This window comes from Avibacterium avium (genome assembly GCF_900454535.1).
GTDB classification, from domain to species: Bacteria; Pseudomonadota; Gammaproteobacteria; order Enterobacterales; family Pasteurellaceae; genus Avibacterium; species Avibacterium avium.
The window spans coordinates 1,374,543-1,398,647 of the sequence record NZ_UGSP01000001.1 but is presented as its reverse complement, the minus strand read 5'-3'; the positions used below and the strand labels follow the sequence as shown (position 1 = coordinate 1,398,647).

The 24,105-nt window shown below is 40.1% G+C and carries 18 protein-coding genes and 1 other RNA gene; 7 read left to right on the top strand and 12 right to left on the bottom strand.

Going from position 1 to position 24,105, the window contains the following annotated elements:
- The first annotated feature begins 75 nt into the window (after window positions 1-75).
- Both cydD and cydC read left to right on the top strand, forming a co-directional pair.
- The gene (gene cydD, locus DYC50_RS06890) at window positions 76-1,836 is read left to right on the top strand and encodes a heme ABC transporter permease/ATP-binding protein CydD (protein ID WP_115249556.1); all 1,761 of its coding nucleotides are present in this window, start codon (window positions 76-78) and stop codon (window positions 1,834-1,836) included.
- Window positions 1,836-3,566, top strand: coding sequence for a heme ABC transporter ATP-binding protein/permease CydC (gene cydC / locus DYC50_RS06885; protein ID WP_115249555.1), 1,731 nt, complete (start codon window positions 1,836-1,838; stop codon window positions 3,564-3,566). The genes cydD and cydC overlap by 1 nt, the downstream gene beginning before the upstream one ends.
- 64 nt (window positions 3,567-3,630) lie before the next feature.
- Here the strand turns inward: cydC and ffs are convergent.
- From ffs to DYC50_RS06855, 6 genes are all read right to left on the bottom strand, one after another.
- Window positions 3,631-3,729: signal recognition particle sRNA small type (gene ffs / locus DYC50_RS06880), an RNA gene on the bottom strand.
- A 221-nt stretch (window positions 3,730-3,950) separates the two neighbouring features.
- Window positions 3,951-4,535, bottom strand: coding sequence for a fused DSP-PTPase phosphatase/NAD kinase-like protein (locus DYC50_RS06875; RefSeq protein WP_115249554.1), 585 nt, complete (start codon window positions 4,533-4,535; stop codon window positions 3,951-3,953).
- Between the two features lie 256 nt (window positions 4,536-4,791).
- A complete protein-coding gene (locus DYC50_RS06870; protein ID WP_021724593.1) occupies window positions 4,792-5,445 on the bottom strand; it encodes an IS1595 family transposase in 654 nt (217 codons plus the stop codon).
- A gap of 118 nt (window positions 5,446-5,563) precedes the next feature.
- Window positions 5,564-6,793, bottom strand: coding sequence for an HlyD family type I secretion periplasmic adaptor subunit (locus DYC50_RS06865; RefSeq protein WP_115249553.1), 1,230 nt, complete (start codon window positions 6,791-6,793; stop codon window positions 5,564-5,566).
- A complete protein-coding gene (locus DYC50_RS06860) occupies window positions 6,790-8,967 on the bottom strand; it encodes a type I secretion system permease/ATPase (protein ID WP_115249552.1) in 2,178 nt (725 codons plus the stop codon). Before DYC50_RS06860 ends, DYC50_RS06865 begins: the two co-directional genes overlap by 4 nt.
- A gap of 4 nt (window positions 8,968-8,971) precedes the next feature.
- Window positions 8,972-10,213: a TolC family protein gene (locus tag DYC50_RS06855; RefSeq protein WP_115249551.1), complete on the bottom strand. Its 1,242-nt coding sequence runs from the start codon at window positions 10,211-10,213 to the stop codon at window positions 8,972-8,974.
- A gap of 197 nt (window positions 10,214-10,410) precedes the next feature.
- Here DYC50_RS06855 and tesB point away from each other — a divergent pair, with 197 nt between their 5' ends.
- Entirely contained in the window at window positions 10,411-11,274 is an 864-nt protein-coding gene (gene tesB, locus DYC50_RS06850) for an acyl-CoA thioesterase II (RefSeq protein ID WP_115249550.1), read from the top strand.
- An 8-nt stretch (window positions 11,275-11,282) separates the two neighbouring features.
- A complete protein-coding gene (locus DYC50_RS06845; RefSeq protein WP_115249549.1) occupies window positions 11,283-12,176 on the top strand; it encodes a ferritin-like domain-containing protein in 894 nt (297 codons plus the stop codon).
- A 60-nt stretch (window positions 12,177-12,236) separates the two neighbouring features.
- Here DYC50_RS06845 and topA read toward each other — a convergent pair whose 3' ends face one another.
- On the bottom strand, window positions 12,237-14,843 hold the full coding sequence (gene topA / locus DYC50_RS06840; RefSeq protein ID WP_115249548.1) for a type I DNA topoisomerase: 2,607 nt from the start codon (window positions 14,841-14,843) through the stop codon (window positions 12,237-12,239).
- Between the two features lie 101 nt (window positions 14,844-14,944).
- Between topA and DYC50_RS06835 the strand changes: the two genes are divergently transcribed.
- The gene (locus tag DYC50_RS06835) at window positions 14,945-15,850 is read left to right on the top strand and encodes a LysR family transcriptional regulator (RefSeq protein ID WP_103854906.1); all 906 of its coding nucleotides are present in this window, start codon (window positions 14,945-14,947) and stop codon (window positions 15,848-15,850) included.
- A 90-nt stretch (window positions 15,851-15,940) separates the two neighbouring features.
- Here DYC50_RS06835 and sppA read toward each other — a convergent pair whose 3' ends face one another.
- The 3 genes from sppA to DYC50_RS06820 all read right to left on the bottom strand — a co-directional run bounded on the left by sppA (window position 15,941) and on the right by DYC50_RS06820 (window position 19,090).
- The gene (gene sppA, locus DYC50_RS06830; protein WP_115249547.1) at window positions 15,941-17,806 is read right to left on the bottom strand and encodes a signal peptide peptidase SppA; all 1,866 of its coding nucleotides are present in this window, start codon (window positions 17,804-17,806) and stop codon (window positions 15,941-15,943) included.
- A 255-nt stretch (window positions 17,807-18,061) separates the two neighbouring features.
- Entirely contained in the window at window positions 18,062-18,769 is a 708-nt protein-coding gene (locus tag DYC50_RS06825) for a Fic family protein (RefSeq protein ID WP_115249546.1), read from the bottom strand.
- Between the two features lie 15 nt (window positions 18,770-18,784).
- The gene (locus tag DYC50_RS06820) at window positions 18,785-19,090 is read right to left on the bottom strand and encodes a hypothetical protein (protein WP_115249545.1); all 306 of its coding nucleotides are present in this window, start codon (window positions 19,088-19,090) and stop codon (window positions 18,785-18,787) included.
- An 879-nt stretch (window positions 19,091-19,969) separates the two neighbouring features.
- Here DYC50_RS06820 and DYC50_RS06810 point away from each other — a divergent pair.
- Entirely contained in the window at window positions 19,970-20,524 is a 555-nt protein-coding gene (locus DYC50_RS06810) for an NAD(P)H nitroreductase (RefSeq protein ID WP_115249543.1), read from the top strand.
- A 68-nt stretch (window positions 20,525-20,592) separates the two neighbouring features.
- Here DYC50_RS06810 and selD read toward each other — a convergent pair whose 3' ends face one another.
- Window positions 20,593-21,633 (bottom strand): selenide, water dikinase SelD, encoded by a 1,041-nt coding sequence (gene selD / locus DYC50_RS06805; protein WP_115250175.1) that lies wholly within the window; start codon window positions 21,631-21,633, stop codon window positions 20,593-20,595.
- Window positions 21,634-21,838: 205 nt separating this feature from the next.
- Between selD and gntR the strand changes: the two genes are divergently transcribed.
- A complete protein-coding gene (gntR, locus tag DYC50_RS06800; protein ID WP_115249542.1) occupies window positions 21,839-22,837 on the top strand; it encodes a gluconate operon transcriptional repressor GntR in 999 nt (332 codons plus the stop codon).
- Window positions 22,838-22,884: 47 nt separating this feature from the next.
- On the opposite strand, the gene nhaA is transcribed toward gntR, so the two are convergent.
- Window positions 22,885-24,075: a Na+/H+ antiporter NhaA gene (gene nhaA / locus DYC50_RS06795; protein WP_115249541.1), complete on the bottom strand. Its 1,191-nt coding sequence runs from the start codon at window positions 24,073-24,075 to the stop codon at window positions 22,885-22,887.
- Window positions 24,076-24,105: the final 30 nt, after the last annotated feature.

Genomic DNA, 24,105 nt, shown 5'->3' with positions numbered 1-24,105 from the left:
AGCGGTGCATTATTGCCGTAATGCACCGCTTTTCTTTTTTCCTTATTACCTTACTTAACCCTTTTACGCAGAATTATGGATAAAGCTCGCCAACGACACCTACAAAAATGGCTACGCGCCCAACAAAAACCCATAAAAAAGTTACTTAGCCTAAATATTTTATTGGCTAGCCTTTCATCTCTGATCTTAGTTGCACAAACCTACTTGCTCGCCACCCTATTACATCAGCTCATTATGGCACAAACCGCAAGGGAAAATTTAATCGGTTATTTTATCGCCTTAGTAATCGGCTTTGGCTTGCGTGCGATTATTTTGTATTGGCGCGAACGCCTTGGTTTCAAGTGCGGTCAAAAATTACGACATTTTATCCGCCAACAAATTTTTACCAAATTACATCAAGTTGGCCCAGCAATGATTAACCAAAAACCCGCTGGCAGTTGGGCAAGCATAATGTTAGAACAGGTAGAAAATCTACATAATTTCTACGCACGCTATTTACCCCAACAAGCCCTTTCGGTGATCGTTCCGTTTATTATTTTAATTGCCGTCTTTCCGCTAAATTGGGCGGCGGGACTCATTTTGCTCGTTACCGCGCCCCTCGTACCAATTTTTATGATTTTGGTTGGGATCGCCGCCGCCGACAGCAGCCAAAAAAATATGCAAACCTTGGCAAAATTAAGTGGTCAATTTTTAGATCGCCTGCGCGGGCTAGAAACCTTACGTTTATTCAATAAAACGGAAGAACAAACCGCGCATATTGAACAAGCCACGGAAGATTTCCGCGAAACCACAATGGACGTGCTGAAAATGGCGTTTTTGTCTTCTGCGGTGTTGGAATTTTTCACCTCGATTTCCATTGCGCTAATGGCCGTCTATTTTGGTTTTAGTTATTTGGGCGAGCTTGATTTCGGCGCTTATGGCACGCCAATCACCTTATTTATTGGCTTTTTCTGCTTAATTCTAGCCCCAGAGTTTTATCAGCCTCTGCGTGATCTTGGCACTTATTATCACGACCGCGCAGCAGCCATTGGCGCGGCTGATGCTATTGTTGAATTTTTAGAACAGCCAATTTTAAATGAAGCGAAAGCAAGCCAAGATTTCACGTTAAATGAAACGGTTGAAATCCACGCGCAAGATCTGGTGGTACTCTCGCCACAAGGCAAACCGCTCACCCAATCTCTTAATTTTCATCTGCCGGCTAAAAGTCATACGGCCTTAGTCGGGCAAAGTGGTGCAGGGAAAACCTCATTAATCAATACCCTACTCGGCTTTTTAGACTATCAAGGCAGCCTGAAAATTAATGGTATTGAACTCAATCAAATTAATAAAACCCAATGGCGCAGTGCGATTGCTTGGGTGGGGCAAAATCCCTTGCTATTACAAGGCACGATTCGTGAAAACCTACTCTTAGGCGGTATCCAAGCCAGCGATGAACAAATTCAGCACGCCTTAGCACAAGCGCAGGCTACCGTATTTACGGATAAATTAGGGCTAGATGCCGAAATCAAAGAAGGGGGCATAGGGCTTTCCGTGGGGCAAGCACAGCGTTTAGCCATTGCCCGCGCCTTATTGCGTCATCGTCATTTATTGTTACTTGATGAACCTACCGCCAGCCTTGATGCACAGTCTGAAAATCTGGTGCTTTCCGCCTTGCAAAAAATTAGCCGCGAACAAACCACCTTGATGATCACGCACCGCATTGAAGATCTGAAACAATGCGATTGCATTTTTGTGATGCAACAAGGACAAATCGTTCAACAAGGCAATTTTGCCCAATTACAAAATAACGGATTTTTCGCAGAACTTCTTGCACAACGTAAACAGGATATTAATTAATGCGTACACTTTTACCATTTTTACGTTTATTTAAGCACGCCAAATTCGTGTTATTTTTAGGCTTAATCCTGATGATCACAGGGCTTGCCGCCAGCATTGGTTTATTAACGGTTTCAGGCTGGTTCTTGGCCGCTACCGCCTTGGCTGGCATTGGCACGTTATTTAATTTTTTCTATCCCTCAGCCACGGTGCGCGGCTTGGCGATTGGACGCACCGTAGCCCGTTATTTTGAAAAAATCGTTACTCACGATGCCACCTTTAGAATCCTTGCTAAATTGCGTGTGCAAGTGTTCCAAAAGATCATTCCCCTAAGCCCCGCCGTGCTAAATCGCTATCGTAACAGTGATTTATTAAATCGCTTAGTGGCCGATGTGGATACGCTCGATAGCCTTTATCTTCGCTTGCTCGCACCCTTTATCACCGCTCTGTTGGTAATTGGCTTTCTCACCCTAGGTTTGAGCTTTTTTAATCTTCCGCTGGCGCTCTTTTTTGGTGCAATGTTGACCGCACTTGTCTTGCTTGTGCCAACAATTTTTTATCATTTAGGGCAAAAGTTCGGGCATAAACTCACCCAATCGCGCGCGGCTTACCGCACGCGATTTGTGGAATATATCCAATCTCAAGCAGAATTATTGCTGTTTAATGCCGAAAAACCGCTCAAACAAAAACTGAACGAAACAGAACAACAATGGCAACACTTTCAACAAAAAGAAGCCAATTTAAGCGGATTTTCCACCGCACTTGTACTTTTTGCCAATGGCATTTTGCTCGCGCTCACTTTGTGGTTTGCCGCCAATGCGGATTTCGGCAACGATCGATACAGCCCTGCGATTATCGCCCTATTTGCCCTTGCCGCACTCGCTGCCTTTGAGATTTTAATGCCTTTGGGTTCAGCATTTTTGCATATTGGGCAAGTGATTGCTTCTGCTGAGCGGGTTACCGAAATCACTGAACAAATGCCACTCGTGCAATTTAACGGACAAAAAACTATCGAAAAAAACACCGCTCTTGATCTTTCCATTCAGCAAGTGAGTTTCACTTATCCTGAACGCCAAGATGTTGCACTACAGAACATCAACCTTGAAATTCCACAAGGACAAAAAGTTGCCATTCTAGGCAAAACTGGCAGTGGCAAATCCACCCTGTTACAGCTTTTAGTTCGCAACTATGATCCTTCTCAAGGGAAAATTTTCCTTGTCAATCAACCGATTGAAAGTTACAGCGAAAAAAGTTTACGTAACCAAATGTGCTTTTTAACCCAGCGCGTGCATATTTTTAGCGATACCTTGCGTAATAATTTACAGCTGGCAAATCAGCAACCTATTTCTGATGAGGCAATGATTGACGTGCTAAACCAAGTGGGCTTAGGCAAATTGCTAGAGCAAGAACAAGGCTTAGCTCAATGGCTTGGCGATGGCGGCCGCCCGCTTTCAGGTGGTGAACAGCGCCGTTTAGGTTTAGCGCGCGTATTGCTCAATCAAGCGCCCATTTTACTCCTTGATGAACCTACCGAAGGTTTAGATCGTGAAACAGAACGCCAAATTCTGCGTTTAATTCTCGCCCATTGCCAAAACAAAACCTTAATTATGGTAACGCACCGCCTTACCGCGATTGAACAATTTGATAACCTTTGCATTATTGATGATGGCAAATTGATCGAACAAGGCAATTATCAAACCTTAATGGTAAAAGAAAACGGCTTTTTCAAACAATTAGTGGAAAGAATTTAGTTGAGTTGAAAAAGTGAAAGATTGATTTAAGGGAAAAAGTTGAGAAAAGAAAAGCTGGGCGGAAACCTTCCCAGCTTGATCTCGGCACACGAAAAATCTGACTTTGGCTGCTTTCTTCCGAACCTGACCGGGTAAACCAGACCTCGTTGCGAGGAACCGAGAAGGTTTCCATAACATCTGCCACCAAATCTAGCAACAGAACGCCCGCATTATGCCCCAAGCCCCACGGAATTGCAAATCTTTCACACTCAAATACAGTTAAATGCTGAAAAATAAGGCAATAATTTTCTAGTGTTTTGCTGAAATTTTCCTAAAAGGGCTCTGCCCCCAAAAGTTGAACTAAGAGGCAACTTATTAAGGGGCGATTTTGGTTAAAGGATTATTCTAGTTTTTATTCATTCTTAATTGAATTAGATTTTCTCTAACTTGATTAATATTATCTGGGGTAAAAAATCCTTCAATGTTTTTCCAAATTGAGTGGAAGCCATACGGCCCTTCAATCATTTCTCGTTTTGCTTCGTTAGGCTCCCAATTTTGATATATGATTCGATACATTGCAGAGATTAGGCCTGTACGATCTGCGCCATGATAACAATGCACTAATACCGCACCTTGATTTTGTGCTTGTTCAATTTCCCATAGTACATTAGCGACTTCTTTAGGCGTTATTGCCCAAGATAGTAATGGGGTATTGATAAGTTTTAAATTGGTATGCTGAAAAGCATTCTTATCTTCATTACGATCAAAAAAACGTAAATTGACAATGGTTTTTATATTGTGTTTTTGAATTAAATCATAGTTTTCTGAGGTGAGTTGCTCACTACGAAATAATTTATTATCTATGTTATAAAGGTTTGTTTCTTGGTTCTGCAATACGGCCCAATGCTGTGTATTTTGCGGAGTTTCCGTAGGCGTAGTTGTACAGGAAGAAATAAATAATATTGGGATTATAATATAAGTTTTTTTCATAGATATATTTTATGATCCAATTTTAGTTAGTATATTTAAGGTTTTTCGCCTTGATTAAGGTAAGTATATTATATAGAGCGTATTTCTGTATATCTCATTGCACCTTTTCCAATAATTATTCTCACTTGCCTCAGCATAATATTCAGATAATTCATTAAAATCTTCATCAGATGAGTTCATTTTTAAAAAGAAAATAGAACCAATTGATATTAGGTTAAAGATAAATAATAAAATTAGGGGCTGTAGTAGATTAGCCCTAAATTTCACACCATTTTCGCAATATTTTTAACTGCTCTTTTGGTGTCCCAAAGTTAAACCGAAATTCACATTCCTTCAAGAATAAAGGAAAGTTTTTTCGGTTAATTCCATTATATTTTCGCAGTATCCGCTTCGCCTGATTCCAAAAATTTTCAATGCCATTAATATGATTTTGTTTCACCGCAAATAGCTCGGAATGATTGATTCGTTCGTGGTGAAATTCACTCACATCAAGCGCATCATAACTGCGATAAGTGTCCGTATAAACCCAGCTATCAGGCTTGATTTTTCTTTTAATAACAGGGAGTAATGTTTCACTCTTGGTGTTTTCAACCACAACAGTAAATACCTTTCCTTGTCGTTTTAGTAACCCAAAAACAGCAACTTTTCCAGCCGCTCCTCGTCCTCGTTTTCCCTTTCGATGACCACCAAAATAGCTTTCGTCTAGTTCAATTTCCCCCTCAAAAATCTCGTTAACTTCAAGGGATAAATGATAGCCAATCACAAGCCTGATTTTATGGTAGAACAAAGCGGCTGTATTCGGTTGAATATCTAGCAAATTTGCTGCTGTTCTTGCAGTAACTTCTGCAACAAAAAACTCAAGCAGTTTTTTCTGTATGGATTTCTTTAATTTACAATATGTTATCTTCATTTTTGTAGTATAGCATTGTTGCTAATCTACTACAGCCCCTAAAATTATTTGACTCTCAAATTTCCCTTATAAAAAATAGGCAGTTCTTTGTGATTGAACTGCCTATTTTACTTTTTATTTAGCGTTCTTGTAACGCTTGTTTCATTCTTGTCAGTGGTTTAGTTAGATATTCAAAGACGGTTTTCTCACCTGTTTTAATATCCACTGTGGCGACCATTCCCGGTAATACAGGCAATTGGTTACCCGTTTTATCGGTTAAGTTACTTCCGTCTGTTTCAACTAACACACGATAATATGATGCGTTTGGATTGAGTTTTAATTCATCACCAGCGCGCTTATCTTGCAATGTACCTGGACTAAGCAAGGTTACAATACCTTCTAAGCCACCATAAATTGCGTAATCATAGGCGGTTAATCGCACCACGGCGCTCATTCCTGGATGCACATAAGCAACATCTTTCGGATTAATATAAGCTTCAACCAGCAACTTTTCTTCGATAGGCACGATTTCCATAATATCTTGCCCTGCGGTGATAACACCACCAATGGTATTCACTTTAATATTTTTGATAATCCCTTTAAGTGGTGCGCGGATAAGTGAACGTTCCACAGGGTCAGCGCGCATTGCTAAATTCTCTCTAGCCTGATCTAGCTCACCTTGTACTCTAGCTAACTCGGCATTGGCATCATTAATATATTTATGCTCTCTCTCTGAAATTTGTAATTTAAGATCTGCTGATGAACGCTGCATTCTAAGTAATTCAACTTGAGAAATTGCACCTTTGCGCACCATTGGTTCGGTAATTCTAATTTCAGAATCTAGCAATCTTTTACTTTCACGCAAACTTTTTAAGGCTTCCGCAAGCGCTTGTTTTTTAGCTTGGTAAACACCTGTTTCACGTTTCACAATATCAGCAGGAAGCGTTTCTGGGAAAACAGGAGTTGTTCCTGATACTTCGGCTTTTAAACGAATCGCAACCGCTTCAAGGTTATCTACTTTTGCTTGCGTTTCACGAAGAATCGCTGAGCTTCGAGTATCATCAAGTTTTAATAGCACTTGGCCTTTTTCAACTTGTTGCCCTTCTTTTACAAGCATTTCACTCAAAATACCTGGATCTAAACTTTGAATAATTTGTTCACGGCTACTTGGAATAATGCTTCCTTGACCTCGGGTTACTTCTTCTAATTTACTGAAATAAGCCCAAATCAAAAAAACCAGCAAAAAAGCGCCTAGCAACCATAAAATAGCAAAGGTTTTTTGGTGCTTTTCTTCTTGCATCGCTGCGTGTAAATCAGTCAGTAAATGAAGATCTTTACTATTTACCGCGTTTTCTTGTTTATTTCTCATTTGTTCTCATTGCTCCCAGTTTGCGTTGCTGGTTGAGGATTTTGTTGTTGTGGGTTGTTTTGTTCGCTTAATTTTTGCAATACAGCATCTCTTGGCCCGTCCATAATAATTTTACCACCATCAACCACGACAACACGTTCAACTAAACGCAAAGCAGAAAGACGGTGTGTAACCACAACTAATGTACGTTTTGCTGCCCACTGACCAATCGCGTTAAGTGCTTGTATTTCATATTGCTGATCAAAGCTATTTGTTGGTTCATCTAACAATACGACTTTTGGATCTTTAAGCATCATTCGGGCTAATGCAATAGCTTGACGTTGCCCACCCGATAAGCCCTGCCCATTTTCACCTAAAGGCATATCTAATCCTTTAGGATGGCTACGGATAAAGTTCATTAAACCTAAGCGTTGTAAAGCGACCAATAAAGTCTGATCGGAAGGATAGCTATCCGTACGAGCAATATCTAAATTTTCACGCAATGTGCCTAAGAATAAACGCGGATTTTGCTCTAACAACAACACTTGATTACGTAAATAGTAAGGATCAAGCTGTTGTAAATTGATGTTATCTAAGGTGATACTCCCTTCCGTTGGACGATATTGATTTACCGCCAACTTAAGTGCGGTGGATTTTCCGCTACCAATTTTACCTAAGATAGCTACTTTTTCCCCTGGCTGAATGCGTAGATTAAAGTTTTTCAACACAGGCTCATCTTCATCATTATATTTGAATGCAACATTGGTAAAGTTTAATGCCCCTTTCACTTGTTTCAAGCTGACATAATCTCTGTCTGAGGATTTTTCAATTGGACGTTGAATAATTGCATCAACCCCTTTCAAGGCAACCCAAGCTTGTTGGAAACGAATGGCCAATCCTGCGATTTGTCCCAATGGTGCTAAAGCGCGGCCCGATAAAATTACCGCAGCAATTAATGCCCCCATTGTAATGCGTGAAGAAACTTCTTCAGCGTGAATCAGATAAGTACCATACAACACCAAAAATACGGTATTTAATTGCTGTAATGCAGTGACCAGATTTACTACAAAGTTACTAATATCTTTCACCTTAATGGAAGAATAAGAACTTTTCGCGGTAAAGAAATCCCAGCGTTTTTGCGCCCATAACATTGCGTTGTTATTTTTTAATGTTTCAATCCCTTCAATGGCTTCTACTGCTAAACCTTGACGCTGTGAAGATTCACGCATTGATTCATTAATTGCTTTTGACAATGGGAATTGCGCCAGTACACCAATCAAAATAACAAGTGGAATTAAGATACTTGGAACAATGGCCAGTTTTCCTGCAACCAAACCAATAACAGTAATAAATAGTAATAAGAAAGGTAAATCAACCAATGTGAGCAAACTTGCACTGGTTAAAAACTCACGCACAGATTCAAAATCACGCAAGTTATTCGCATAAGAACCAGATGAAACTGGACGATCTTGCATTTTCAGCGACATCACTCGTCTAAATAACATCGAACTAATAATCAGATCGGCTTTTTTCCCTGCGATATCCGTTAAATGACCACGTAATGTTTTCGCCAAAAACTCAAAAAAGATGGCTAAGAATACACCAATACTTAACACCCAAAGAGTTTCATACGCTTGGTTTGGAATAACGCGATCATAAACATTCATTACATAAAGCGAGCTGATCAATGCCAAAATATTCACCATAAAGGTGGCAACAATCACTTGATAATAATATTTTTTGAATCGCCAAATAATGCGGAAAAACCAAGATTTCGGTAGCTCATATTCAGGTAATTCTGAACGCGTATCCTGTGCGAGTTTTGGCTTAATAAACCAACAATAACCTAAATATTTTGGTGCGAGTTCTTCTTCCGATAAATCAACAAACAAACCGCTTTCTTGAGCTAAACGATAGTGTTTTTTCCCATCTTTATCTTCTTTAATTTCAACTAAAACCGCTGCCTCTTCATTTTTTAACAAAATGATGACAGGCATTGCTAAAGAAGGAATCTCATTTAATGTGCGCTCAGAAATATTATTATCGAAGCCTTCACTTCTTAAATATTCACAAAGCCCTGAAAAATCAGCACTATTACCATTTTTACGGATCGTATGTGCGCTGAGTGTTGCAACAGATAAAGGCGACCCTAATAGCTGGGTCGCCAATGCTAGATGTTCAATGATATTTTTCATTTATTTATTTTCCATTAGCCCATTTTCTCAATGCGCCTTGAGAAGCTAGGTAGTCTAAAACAGAATGGCGTAATTGATATTCTGAATTTACTCTACTTAATTGCGCTGATAACAATTCATTTTCAGCATTTAACAATTCAAGTAATGTTCTTTTCGCAATCAAGAATTGTAATTTGTAAAATTCAATTACTTCTTCTTGCGTATTAATTTGCTTGTTTAAGGTTCTAATATGCGTTTGATATTCTGATAAATTCAATAACGCTAAAGATTTACGTTCTTCAATATCAAGACTTGTTTGCTCTAAATTGCTTTCTGCCAAAACGATACGCTCTGCACGTTCTTCCACTGCGTGAGCACTTTCTGGATTATATACGTCCCAAGCCACATTCAAATAAGCCACTTTGTCATCTCGGGTAGCCTGTCCAATCAAATCAACTTTCGGTAAACGCTCGGCTTTTTTAGCGGCTAATTCTGCATCTGCATCTTCAATTTCCGAACTCGATACCTTCATTGTCGGATGTTCACTTTTATCCGCAGAATATCTTGCCACTAATTTATCTTTGGTTAATCCATCAAAAGGATTAGATAATCGTTTTATATCAAGTTCTTGACCAGAATAGCGCTTTAATTTGTCAATCATTGTTTTTAATTCGCGCTCAGTGTTATTAATTTGTTGCTCAATGGCATATTTTCTTGCTTGAGCTTGTACAAATTCCGATCTACGTCCTTCATCATTATCCGCAATAATATCAATTTCATTTAATGTAGAATCAATGCGTCTTACGGTATTTTGCAATACTTTTAAGGTCTCAGATGCTTTTAACGCCATTAAATATAATTCTGTGATGGTGTAACCCAAAGATTCATAGGTTTCATCAATTTTATAGCGCGTAGTTTGCTCAGCTTTTTCTGTTTGCCGAATACGTTTTTCCACAGCACCAAAAGAATAAATATTTAAAGACACCTGCGCGCCTGGGGTAAATTTTGATGTTTTATTTTCAGTATAGCGGTGATTTTGGTGAATATTTTGCTGCGCAAAAACTGATAATTTAGGCAAATGCCCTGCTTCTGCTTGTTTGACTTTAGTCTGCGCAATTTTTTGGTTAGCTTGCGCCACCAACACCTTTGGATCTTTCTGAAAAGCTCTGCTAATCACGCCTTGCAACTGACCAGCATCAGCCCACGCATTCCCTGCCAATAAAGATAACACTAGAAAATGAATCTTTTTTAATTCTAACTTTTTCATAACTCTTTTCCTAAGCGAATTAGATTAGATACGAATTTGTCTTTACTCTAAAAATATGGAAACAAAACGGGTAAAATATATCATAAGGCTATTAAAAAAACATCAATTAATCTGACAAAACGATCAAAAATAAGGTTAGTTTTAGAAAAAATTCCCGTAAAATACACCGCACTTATTTTTATTAAAAGGTAGATAAAATGTCTGTGGTACTCAACCAGCTTATTGATTTACTTAAGCTAGAACAGCTTGATGATTTTCTCTTTCGTGGGCAAAGCCAAGATTTAGGTTTGCGCCAAGTGTTTGGTGGGCAAGTGGTGGCACAAGCGCTTTCTGCGGCAATTCAAGTTGTGCCGCAAGATCGCGTGTTGCATTCTTGCCACGCCTATTTTCTTGCCCCCGGTGATAGTCAGCACCCGATTATTTATGATGTAGAAGTGTTGCGTGAGGGGCATCATTTCACCGCAATGCGCGTGAAAGCCATTCAGCATAATCAAGCCATTTGCCACATTACTGCGTCATTTCAAATGGAAGAAGAAGGCTTTGATCACCAAGCTGTAATGCCAAATGTCGGTGAGCCAGACAGCTTTATGGCTGAAAGTGTGGCATTGCAAAAATTGGCACAATATATCCCAGAGCCAATTCGCGATAAATTTACTGCTGAGCGCCCTTTTGATATTCGCACTAAATACATCAATAACCCTTTTCAAGGGAAAGCCTTGCCGCCTGAGCAATATGTTTGGGTGAAAACCAATGGTGAAGTGCCGCAAGATCGCGCCATTCAGCAATATTTGTTGGCGTATTTTTCTGATTTTCATCCGCTACTCACTGCCCTTCACCCACATCAAAAAGGCTTCTTAGAAGCGGGAATGAAATTAGCCACCATCGACCATTCTATTTGGTTTCATCGTGCTGGGGATCTTAACGATTGGCTACTCTACGCCATTGAAAGCTCTAACGCCTTTGGCGCAAGGGGCTTATCACGCGGACAAATTTTCGATCGTCAAGGGCGTTTAATTGCCTCCACACAGCAAGAAGGTTTAATTCGATTTAGCGAAAAATAAGGAAAAAAATGACCGCACTTTTAATGACACAACTTTGGGAGCAGGTTACACACGCCTTGCAAGAAAAAGATCCCGCAAAAAAATGTGAGCAAGTAAATGCCTTATATACCGAGCTTTTGCCTCGCATTGAGCAAGCTGAATTGGCAGATTTCCCAGCAGTAACAAAAGACCAAGAAATCGCCGCCTTTCCTGATAAACCGAGATTGGTTGCACCGCACGCCGTGCCAAAACGTTCTTTTGCCACACAAGAAGGCTATGCTGCTACTTTGCACGCCATTGCGCATATTGAATTTAACGCGATCAATTTAGGCTTAGATGCAGCTTGGCGATTTTCCCGTGAAGCAGAAAAAGAATTAGGCGAAGGGTTAGCCTTTGCGCGAGATTGGTTGCGTGTTGCTTATGAAGAAAGCACCCATTTTACTTTAGTAAACAATCACTTAAAAACCTTAGGCTATGAATATGGCGATTTTGAAGCGCACGCTGGATTATGGGAAATGGCACAAGCCACCGCACATGATATTTGGGAACGAATGGCGTTAGTGCCACGAGTTTTAGAAGCAAGGGGCTTGGACGCCACACCGGTAATGCAAGAAAAAATCGCACAGCGCAAAGATTTTGATGCGGTGAAAATTCTCGATATTATTTTACGTGATGAAATCGGCCACGTTTCCATTGGCAATCATTGGTATCACGCCCTTTCTGCCAAGCGAGGGCTGGACGCAATGCAATGTTTCAGCGATTTATTGCGTAAATATCGCATTGTTATTTTCAAAGGGGCAATCAACACCGATGCCCGTATCCAAGCTGGTTTCACCCAATTTGAATTGGATTGGATTTATGAAATTGAACAGACGCTAAAATCTCATATTAAAGCTAATCACGCGACAAATAAATCTGAATAGAAGCTAACAAAAAGGCGATCAATTGATCGCCTTTTCTCTTTTAAATAGGTTCAATTAGGGCTATTTACCATTCTCAACCCATTTTCCGTCAATATAGTCAGCACGCCATTTTGTGGCTTTGCCATTTTTTTCAGAAGTAATATATTGACGTTTTTCCTTACGGCTAAAGCGAACAATGGCCTCGTTGCCTTCAGGATCTTTCTGTGGCGCATCGGCTAAATATTGCAATTTTTCAGGCAGACGATCACGATATAGCGCCAACTCAGCCACTTTAGCTGCGCGAGTTTCACGAGATTTCGGGAAATTATGCGCAGACATAAACACGCCACTTGCCCCATCACGCAATACAAAATACGCATCAGAATTTTCACATTTTAGCTCTGGGAAATGTACTGGCTCTTCTTTTGGTGGCGCAACTTCGCCATTTTTTAAGATTTTGCGCGTGTTATCACATTGGGTACAAGCCATATATTTGCCAAAACGCCCCAATTTTAAGTGCATATCTGCGCCGCACTTATCACATTCCACCACTGGGCCGTCATAACCCTTAATCTTAAACTCGCCTTGCTCCACCACATAGCCATCACAATTTGGATTATTTCCGCATACATAAAGTTTTCTTTGCGGATCAATAATATAGCTATCCATTGCCGTGCCACATTTCGGGCAACGTTTACGATCCATCAGGGCTTTGGTTTCGGAAGCTTCGTCCAGCACATTTAATAGTTCCGCTTCTGGAATTAAATTTATTGTCGTTTTGCACCGCTCTTTTGGTGGTAAGGCATAGCCTGAACAGCCTAAGAATACACCTGTACTTGCAGTACGAATCGCCATTGGACGGCCACAAGTTGGGCATTTAATATCGGTTAGCACAAGGCTATTTGGCTTCATTCCGCCTTCTAGCTCATCTAATTCAGCTTGGCTCAGCTGTGCAGAAAAATCTTTAAAGAATTGATTTAATTCCGCTTTCCAATTTTTTTCACCGTTGGCAATTTGGTCTAGCACATCTTCCATATTGGCGGTGAAATCATAATTCATTAAATCGGTGAAAGATTGGTTAAGGCGATCGGTAACAATCTCTCCCATTTTTTCCGCATAAAAACGGCGATTTTCCACCCTCACATAACCACGATCTTGAATGGTTGAAATGATCGCGGCATAAGTAGAAGGGCGACCAATTCCGCGTTTTTCCAGCTCTTTTACCAGTGCAGCTTCGGTAAAGCGCGCAGGTGGTTTAGTGAAATGTTGCTGTGGGATTACTTCTTTTAAATTTAGCTGATCGTTCACCGCAACGGCTGGCAGCACTTGATCTTCTGCACTTTTACTCATTGGCGGTAACACTTTCGTCCAACCGTCAAAACGTAAAATACGCCCTTTGGCTTTCAGGCTGTAATCGCCCGCCGTTACCGTGAGCGTTGAGCTGTCATATTGGGCTGCCGGCATTTGGCAAGCCACAAATTGACGCCAAATGAGATCATATAAACGCACCGCATCTTTATCCATTCCCTGTACATCAGCAGCCAATACACGTACATCTGAAGGGCGAATGGCTTCGTGCGCTTCTTGCGCATTATCTTTGCTCGAATAAAAATTCGGTTTAGCCGGCAAATAGGCATCACCATAATTTGAACCGATATAATCACGCACCATATTTAACGCATCTTTACTCAAATTAGTGCTATCGGTACGCATATAAGTAATATAACCTGCTTCATACAAACGCTGCGCCAGCATCATTGTTTTTTTCACGCCAAAATTAAGGCGAGTACTTGCCGTTTGCTGCAAGGTTGAAGTAATAAATGGTGCTTTCGGTTTAGAGCTGGTTGGTTTGGTTTCTAAATCAGAAACGATATAGTCAGATTTTTGTAAAAAATCCACCGCACTTTGCGCTTGTTGCGCATTCTTCGGCTCAAATTTTTTCCCTTTAAAACTGGTTACATCAAGACGCAAACCAATTTTCTGTGCGGTTTCCGTTTGCACCGCCACTTCCCAATATTCTTCAGGTTGGAAAGCTTTGATCTCACGCTCGCGTTCTACTAATAATTTCACCGCGACCGATTGCACACGCCCTGCTGATAAGCCGCGCGCCACTTTCTTCCATAATAATGGCGACACCATAAAGCCCACCACGCGATCAAGAAAACGGCGTGTTTGTTGGGCATTAACGCGATCCATATTGAGATGTTCAGGGTATTCAAAGGCTTGAGTGATGGCATTTTTGGTGATCTCGTTGAATACCACGCGGCTAAAGCGATCATCATCACCGCCAATCACTTCACGCAAATGCCAAGCAATGGCTTCCCCTTCTCTATCCAAATCGGTGGCGAGATAAATATGATCCGCTTTTTTCGCCAGCGATTTCAGCTCTGCCACCACTTTTTCTTTACCCGGTAAAATTTGGTAATTGGCTTTCCAATCGTGATAAGGATCGATCCCCATACGCTTCACCAAGGCATTACGTTCTTTTTCTTGCTTAATGGCTTGCTTTTCTTCGGGGCTTAATCCTTTGGTAGAAATTGGCTTGGCTTTTTCACCAGAACTCATTCCAGCGGTAGGTAAATCGCAAATATGCCCTACGCTGGATTTCACTATATAATCCTTTCCTAAATACTTATTAATGGTTTTCGCCTTGGCTGGCGACTCCACAATCACTAAAGATTTACTCATCTTTTTCTTTACCTAATTTCTGCTAACTTGTGTAAAATTGCCCGATATATTGCGGACTATCTGTGGATTGGTCAATCATTTTTTTAAAAAAGGAAGAATAAATGGATAAACTCAATGCAATTTCTGTCTTTTGTAAAGTGGTGGAAACGCAAAGTTTTACCCAAACCGCTATACAGCAAAATATCTCCGTAGCAATGGCAAGTAAGCTGGTTTCACAACTGGAAGAACAGCTGAAAACACGCTTGTTGCAGCGCACCACCAGAAAGATTGTGCCAACTGAAGCGGGGCTGCTTTATTACCAACGTTGCCAGCCTATTCTGGCAGAATTGCAAGATGCCGAAGCCAGTATCAGCAATCTTGCTAGTGCATTACAAGGCAAGTTGCATATTTCCGTGCCACGGGATTTTGGCTTGCGTTTTATTGCGCCTAATTTAGGCTTATTTTTGCACGCCAATCCTGATCTTGAAGTGGACATTGAATTTAACGATCGTTTAGTGGATTTAATCACCGAAGGCTTTGATCTCGCTTTACGCATTGGCAATTTGCAAGACAGCTCGCTGGTAGCGAAAAAAATTGCGAGTTCAACAATGCACATTGTGGGATCGCCCGATTATTTCGCTAAAAAGGGTATTCCACAAACGCCAGAAGAACTCTATCAACACAAAATAATGCTGTATAAATCCAATAATAATCAAGTATTTTGGGAATTTATCAACGGTACAAGAATTGAACGCTTGCGCGTGCAGGCTGATGTAATGTGCAACAGTGGCTTGGCCTTGGCAGAACTGGCAAAATCAGGACTCGGCATTGTGAATTTACCACGTTTTCTGATTGAAAATGAATTAGCTTCAGGGGAATTGGTGGAAGTGCTGGCTGACTATCCACAACATCAGATTGATATGAATATTGTCTATCCCCACCGCCGTCATTTGGCGGCGAAAGTGAAAGCCTTTGTGGACTTTTTAAGCCAGCTTGGATTATGCCAAGAAACCGCTAGCAATAAATAGAAGAAATAATAGAAATAAAAAGAAATAAAAAGTGCGGTGCAATTTTTAAAAATTTTCCCCTTCTATTTGCATAAAAGGGGAAAATAATTTTTAGCGTAACGTTCCGCAATTAATACAGTATAAATACTGCCCTTTCGGATCGTTAAATTGGCTCAGTTGGTTGAGCTGTTGTTTGACTTCATTGAACGGTTTTGCCAAGCCAAGCGCATTGAATAATTGCTGTTGCGCGCCTTTGCCGAAGCCTTTCACCAAGGCATCAAGCATAGAATCATTGCGTTCAATTAGCCATTCCACGCTAAATTCTTCCGCACTTTGCTCGTTTTGTTTTGCTTTAGCTAATTCCGTTGCTTTTTCCACCGCACGATCAAAATCGCCGAGTTCGTCCACCAATTTATTTTGCAAGGCTTCTGATCCCAACCAGACTTGACCTTGTGCGATTTTATCCACGTCTGTTTTAGCTAGCTGACGGCCTTTGCTAACAAGCGAAAGGAATTTATCGTAACCCTGTTCAATTTCCAGTTGATAAAGATCACTTTTTACTTTTGAGATGCCACCAAAAGAAGATTGCTGACTTAATGGTGAAGTGGTCACGCCATCAGCATTCACGCCAATTTCTGCTACGGCTTTCTCAAAGGTCGGGAACATCGCGAAAATACCGATAGATCCCGTAATGGTATCCGCATCAGCTAAAATATAATCTGCAGTGCTAGAAATCCAATAACCACCTGAAGCGGCCATTGCCCCCATTGACACCACCACTGGCTTGCCTGCTTGCTGTAAATGAACGATTTCCTGACGGATAATTTCTGACGCAAAGGCACTGCCACCGGGGCTATTTACACGCAAAATCACGGCTTTGATTTTTTCATCTTCATAAGCCTGACGCAACAATGTAGCAATCGTATCACCGCCAACACCATTGTCATCGGTTTCACCGTCAATAATTGCACCCTCGACATTGACCACCGCAATGCGTGTTTTACCTTCCCCTTCAATGCGATCAGGCAAATCTGCTAAATAGCGATCAAACGGCAACAATTTTGCTTTTCCCTCTGCATTTTTGCCAAAAAGTGCGGTGAGTTTTTGTTCTAAAGTAAAACGATCGGCAAGTTGCGTCACAAATTTTTGCTGTTGGGCATAAGCCGTCAAATCGCCATTTAATGCTTTCAAATTCGCAAAATATTGCTCCGCTTCAGGTAAGACATTATCAATAGGGATTTGGCGATTGTTTGCGATCAGCGTTTTATAATCCGTCCACATTGTGCTTAACCAACGTTGCATATTGGCTCTGGCTTCTGCCGACATATCATTACGCAAAAACGGCTCAACGGCAGATTTATACGTGCCTACACGGAAAATATGTGGCGTGATTTTTAGCTTGTCGAGCAAATCTTTGTAATACAGATTTTCCAATGCCAAGCCTTGAATTTCCACCGCACCAATCGGGTTGAGATAAATTTCATCGGCATAGCTCGCGAGTACATATTGTTTTTGCGTATAGCTATCCGCATAAGCAATCACCGGCTTACCACTTTGCTTAAACTGATTAATCGCCTTGCCCACATATTTAATCGTAGGCAAATCAGCCCCTTCAAAACGATTCAGATCTAACACCAAGCCTTTAATGCGTGGATCATTCACCGCAGATCGAATGCTATACACCAAATCAAAGGTAGAAATTTGACGTGGTACATACTGAGAATCCACTTCTTTCAACAAATCTTGCAAAGAGTGAATTTCTTCACGATTATCCGCTAAATAGCCATCTAAATTCAGCAATAACGCCCCTTCATCTGCGCCCAGTGGCGCTTGGGTTTCTTTATTCGCATTCGTGAGCAAACTCACCACCGCAAAAAGAAACAGCACAAAAACAAGAAAGACTAAATTCATCACAACATTGCGCACAAAATTTAATCCTCGCCACAGCATAAAGCCTAGTTTCATCAGCGATTTCATAGATTTCCTTATTTTTTGATTTTATTCGAGAGGCGTATCATAAACAGATTAATACCCAAATGCGAATAATTCTTTCCAGAATGACTGTTTTTATCCGCTTTGAGCTGTTTTCTCGATCTGGATCGCAAAACTCACTAAAAAATCACCGCACTTAAAAAGGTTTTGCTATGGTTGCCCCAGCACAAGGAGAGCATACTGTTGTCAATAAATAACGAGTGTTGTTTTCACTTTTCCTTTACAGAATTATTGATTTCTTTAATTTTTCTGGAATTTTCCAGTTTTTTTATATTCATTTTTTGTTTTGATATTATCAATAAATAAATTTTTTAAAATTTCTTCTTTTCTTCCTGTTTTTTGATACTCATAGAACCATTGATAATAATTCACCCCTTGTTCTTTATATTTATTCATAGCGGACTGAATATCTAAAACATACCCATTATACTCCGCTAATTGTCGAATAAATTCATTTTGTGTTCGCCCATTACCTTCTCTAAAAGCATGTATGTCATTAATAAACAAATAAACTTCACAAAGTTCTTTTGCAAACTTTTCTTTATCTGAAATCCCCGACAAATTACTTTTTGAAATCATATAATTATTAAAGAAATTTATATGGTAAGGAATTTCTTTATAATCCATAAACATTGCTTTTTGTTGATCGTAATACGTTTCCCCTGTTATGTTTTTTCCCATATTAGCTTGCCTTAACTGCCCTGCAAAAGGATATATATCACCAAATAAAGAATAATGTATAGACTGAACATGCTCAAAATCAAAGGATTTTTTTACTAAACTCGCTTTTTTATAATTTACAGACACCAAGTATTTTTCAGCTCTAGACAATAAATCGTTATCTATTAAATTAAGTAAGTTTTTTAGAACGTTTGTACCATCTATATAATAATGCTTAAATCGCTCTTCGTTACCTTTTATATCTTTAAAATTTAAAATGTAATCCATATCTAGTCCTTTTTCTTAGATGATATGTAACACCTCTCTTTTTTTTCTATCAACTTCATTAAAGTCTATTTCGGGTAAATCATTTATTTTTAGAAGAATGTTAAATGAAATTCTAGGCTCTATATCATTTAGAGTGGAGTAAATCATAAAATTTTTTTCATCTTCGGTGTACTCAAAACCTTCATACATACTAAACAAAATCCCTGCTAATTGTGTTCTATAACGACTATCTTTTTCATCATCAGATAGGGATTGCTCAAAGCTTGTATCTTGCATATAAGGATAGAAAGGACTGTTTGGATTTAAATCATAATGTTTCATTTACGCTCTCCTATTTTTAGGTGCATTAGCTTTCGCCACCATTTTAAATGGTAAATATAATTTTATCATGACTTATATTACATTACAATATAAACTTATTCTTTATTAACCTTATTACTTAAAACAAACAATAAAAAGTATAATTCTCACATTTTTCATTACGCTCTTTTATTAAATCACACTTTTTCTTTAGAGCAAAAATAATTTTTTAAACTTAATTAATTATAGTAATTATTTATTTCTCAGTAGCTTTAGAATTAAAATGCGTCCTGTTAATTTATTAAAATGTAAGTGTGTTTCCACACTCGACATGGCCATTTTTATGGCTAATAATACCGATTACTTCTGCTATTTTGGCTAATTGCATTTTTCTGTAATAACTAATTTCATAACACTTCACTTTATAATTTTAACTTGAACCCAATGTTAAATTTATTCAAACGCCCGATCGAAGTCGAAACCTTAGAAGCTTGGGCAAAAATGGTAGAAGATATTGCCAAAGTTGCGATACTTGCAGTCCCCGTGATAATATTTGGTCAGAATGGAATACTATTTAAAATTATGAGTAGCCTTACATTAATGTTTGTTATTTATGCCACTCTCGTTGCTGGAAAATTGCTTAGAAAACACAAATTCCCAGCTATCAAAGGAGGATTAAATGGAACTCACCATTGGATTACTTGTTCTTTTAGGGATTGTTCTGGCTTTTTTAGCTGCTATTAACCACACCATAAAACAAGCTGAAAAAGAAGATAAAAAAAACTAATTACATAAGCCCCCGATATATAAAGGGGCTTTTCTATATCACCTATAAGAGCAAAAACTATGCTATAATCCACCGCACTTTTCATAACAAAAATGATCACAAAAGGACTGATTATGGACGCTTTAACCCTACTCACTTCACGCCGTTCTAACAAGAAACTCTTTGCGCCTGCGCCAAACCAAGCACAACTTGAACAGATTTTCCAAGCTGCACTGCACGTCCCTGATCACGGTAGATTGCAACCTTATCGCTTTGTAGTGATTGAAAAAGACGGTTTAAGCAAACTTGGCGGCTTATTAAAAAGTGCCGTACAAGAGCTGAATCTCGGTGAAGAGCGGTTGAAAAAAGCGGAAAATTTACCGAATCGTGCGCCAATGATCATTGCCGTGATCGCAAAAATCCAAAAAGATATTGCCAAAGTCCCCGCTTGGGAACAAATGCTTACCGCAGGTTGCGCCACCTACGCAATGCAACTTGCCGCCAATGCACAAGGCTTTGACAATGTATGGGTTACTGGCCCTTGGGTTGATGGCTCTGAGTTACGCCAAGCGCTACAATGTGATCAAAACGATAAAGTGGTCGCTTTTATTATGCTAGGCACAGGGGAAGAAAAAGCCAGCCGTGAGCCTAAGCAAGCAGATTTAGCCCAGTTTGTGAGCTATTTGTAAATCTAACATACTGGTTTTAAATAGATAAAAGGCGAGAAAACTCTCGCCTTTTTTACCGCACTTTTCGTTTACATAACCTCAATTAAGGCAGATTGAGAATCATCATTTAATAATTCACCCACTTCAAATAATTCCACACCTTCTTGCTGTGCTAGCACCATTACTTTCTCCACCGCTTCAGGTTTTACTGCAATCAGCAAGCCGCCTGAGGTTTGTGGATCGCACAACACGGCTTTTTGTAGATCATTCATTGGGGAAATTTTGTGGCCGTAACTCTCAAAATTTCGTCCTGTGCCACCAGGTACGCAACCTTTTTCAATATAGCGGATCACGCCGTCTAGGGTTTTGATTTTATCAAAATACACTTTTGCCTTGAGCTGAGAACCCTCGCAAATCTCACTTAAATGGCCAAGCAAGCCAAAGCCAGTTACATCCGTCATTGCGGTGATGCCGTCTAGCTCCGCAAATTTCGCGCCAATTTTGTTCATTTGGCACATTGTTGCGGTGGCAAGGCCTTTGTGTTCAGGTTTAAGCTTGCCTTTTTTCTCCGCCGTAGTTAAAACGCCAATGCCAAGCGGTTTGGTGAGATAAAGTTTGCAACCAGCTTGTGCGGAAGCGTTCTTTTTCACTTTGTCGGTAGAAATCACGCCTGTTACGGCTAAGCCAAAAATCGGCTCTGGGGCATCAATGGAATGGCCGCCTGCTAAGGCGATGCCTGCTTGTTGGCACGCAAACCGCCCGCCGTCCACAATACGTTGCGCCACACTAGGTGGAAGTAATTTGATTGGGAAACCTAAAATCGCAATGGCCATAATGGGTTTACCGCCCATTGCGAAAATATCACTAATGGCATTAGTGGCGGCAATGCGTCCGAAATCAAAGGGATCATCTACGATCGGCATAAAGAAATCTGTGGTGCTGATAATGCCTACCCCATTGCCAATATCATAAACCGCTGCGTCATCTTTGGTTTCATTGCCCACCAATAAATTAGGATCGACAAATTTTTCCATTTCAGAATGTAAAATAGTTTCCAGCACTTTCGGCGAAATTTTACAACCGCACCCTGCGCCGTGGCTATATTGCGTTAGACGAATGGTTTCTGCCACGGTTTGATCTAGGGCATTTTGTACATCGGTGAGATTGGTTTGTTTTGATTTAGTTTCTTTTAACATAGCTTCCTCGCTTTACCATCAACTGATGAGTGAATGTTTTCATTATACGCTGATTTCCTAAGTGCGGTGATTTTTTGTGAAATTTTTACTAGAATAACAGATTATTATTTTTCCCTTTTATATCGCTAAATAGACGAAAATGAATAGACGAAAACGCCCCACCCTACAAATGATTGCCGATCATCTTGGTTTAACCAAAATGACCATTAGCCGTTATTTACGCAATCCTGATTCCGTTGCGCCAGAAACGCAACACAAAATCGCTGCCGCGATTGAACAATTTGGCTATATCCCTAACCGAGCGCCTGATATTTTATCTAACGCCAAAAGTTTAGCCATTGGCGTGTTACTGCCCTCTCTCACTAACCAAGTGTTCGCGGAAGTGTTGAAAGGTATTGAATTAATTACGGATAAAGCAGGCTATCAAACGATGGTGGCGCACTATGGATATAGCGTAGAAAAAGAAGAACAACGCATTGAAAGCCTGCTTTCTTATAATGTGGACGGTTTAATTTTATCGGAAAATCACCATAGCCCACGTACCTTAAAAATGCTTGAAGTCGCCAATATTCCTGTGATTGAAATTATGGACAGCAGCGAAATGGGCATTCAGCAAGTGGTGGGCTTTGATAATGTGGCGGCGGCGCAATCTATGGTGGAAACAATGATTCATTACGGGCATAAAAATATCCTTTACTTCACCGCACGAATGGACAAGCGTACCAAGCTAAAAATGCAAGGCTATGAAAATGCGATGAAAAAACACGGCTTAACACCACATAGCCTGATTACCTCTGAACCCTCTTCTTTCACTCTAGGAGCAAATTTACTACGCCAAGCCTTAAGCCAATACCCTGAAACCAACGGCATTTTTTGTACCAATGATGACTTAGCGATTGGCGCGTTGTTTGAATGTCAGCGTTTGGGGATCAAGATTCCGCAAGATATAGCCATTGCTGGTTTCCACGGCCACGATGTGGGGCAATCAATGACACCACAACTTGCCACCGTGATCACGCCAAGATTAGAAATTGGCAAAATTGCAGCGCAAGAATTGTTAAATCGGTTACAAGGTATCCCAATTCAAAATCAAATTATTAATTTAGGCTATCAGATACACATAGGGGAAAGCATTTAATGATTCCCCCTATTTATAAAGTGATAATAATTTAAAAGCTCAAAACGCTATGCGCTAACTGGCTTCGTTTCTACTGGCTTGGTAAAGGCTCTTAATAATAAATAGCCACCAATTGCCGATAAACCAGAACCGATGAGAATCCCCACCCGTGCAAAGCTCGCCATTTCACTTGCTCCATCACCACCAAAGGCAAGACCTGCAAGGAACATTGACATTGTAAAGCCGATACCACAAAGCAAGGCCACGGCAAAAATTTGCTTGAAGTTAATGCCCTCAGGCAATTTTGCAATGCGTAATAACACTGAAAGGTAACTAAATAAGAATACGCCTAACAGTTTACCCACTAATAAGCCTAGAATAACGCCAAGGGTAAGTGGTGAACTCAGTGTTTCTAACCCCATTCCTGATAAAGATACCCCCGCATTGGAAAAAGCAAATAACGGCAAAATAAAGAAAGAACACCAAGGGGCTAAAATATGTTCCATATCGTGCAATAATTTTCGTCCATTTTTGCCTTTTAATGGAATACTAAAACCGATGATAACCCCTGCAAGGGTGGCGTGTACACCTGATTTCAGCACCGATACCCAAAGCACCAGCCCAACAATGACATAAGGCCCTAAATTAGAAACTTTAAAACGATTTAGCAAGATTAATCCCACAATCGCGATACTGGCTAGAATTAACGCGCGGGTACTTAAATCCTGTGAGAAGAACAAGGCAATCACAATTATCGCCCCTAAGTCATCAATAATTGCTAAAGCAAGTAAGAATACTTTTAAGGCAAAGGGAACTCGGCTACCCAATAAGCCTAAAATACCTAACGCAAAGGCAATATCTGTTGCCATTGGAATTGCCCAGCCTTCTTGATATTGTGGGGTATCTTTAGTGATAAACCAATACACTAACGCAGGCACAACCATTCCGCCTAGTGCGGCAATAGCAGGGAAAATAGCTTTTTGGTAACTAGAAATTGCCCCTGTGAGTAATTCTCGTTTTACTTCCAATCCCACAAGCACAAAAAACACGGCCATAAATCCATCATTTACCCACATTAATAAAGGTTTATTAATTTGCACAATCGAACCAAATTGGATCACCACTGGCGCATCAAGAAAACTAAAATAAAAACGGCTTAATGGTGTGTTTGCAAGCAAAATGGCAAAGGCTGCAAAAAAGAGCAACAACATTCCACCTGCGGCTTCCATTTTCATAAAATAGCGAATATATCGAACCATTAATCTCTCCTAAAATATAAAAATTGGCAA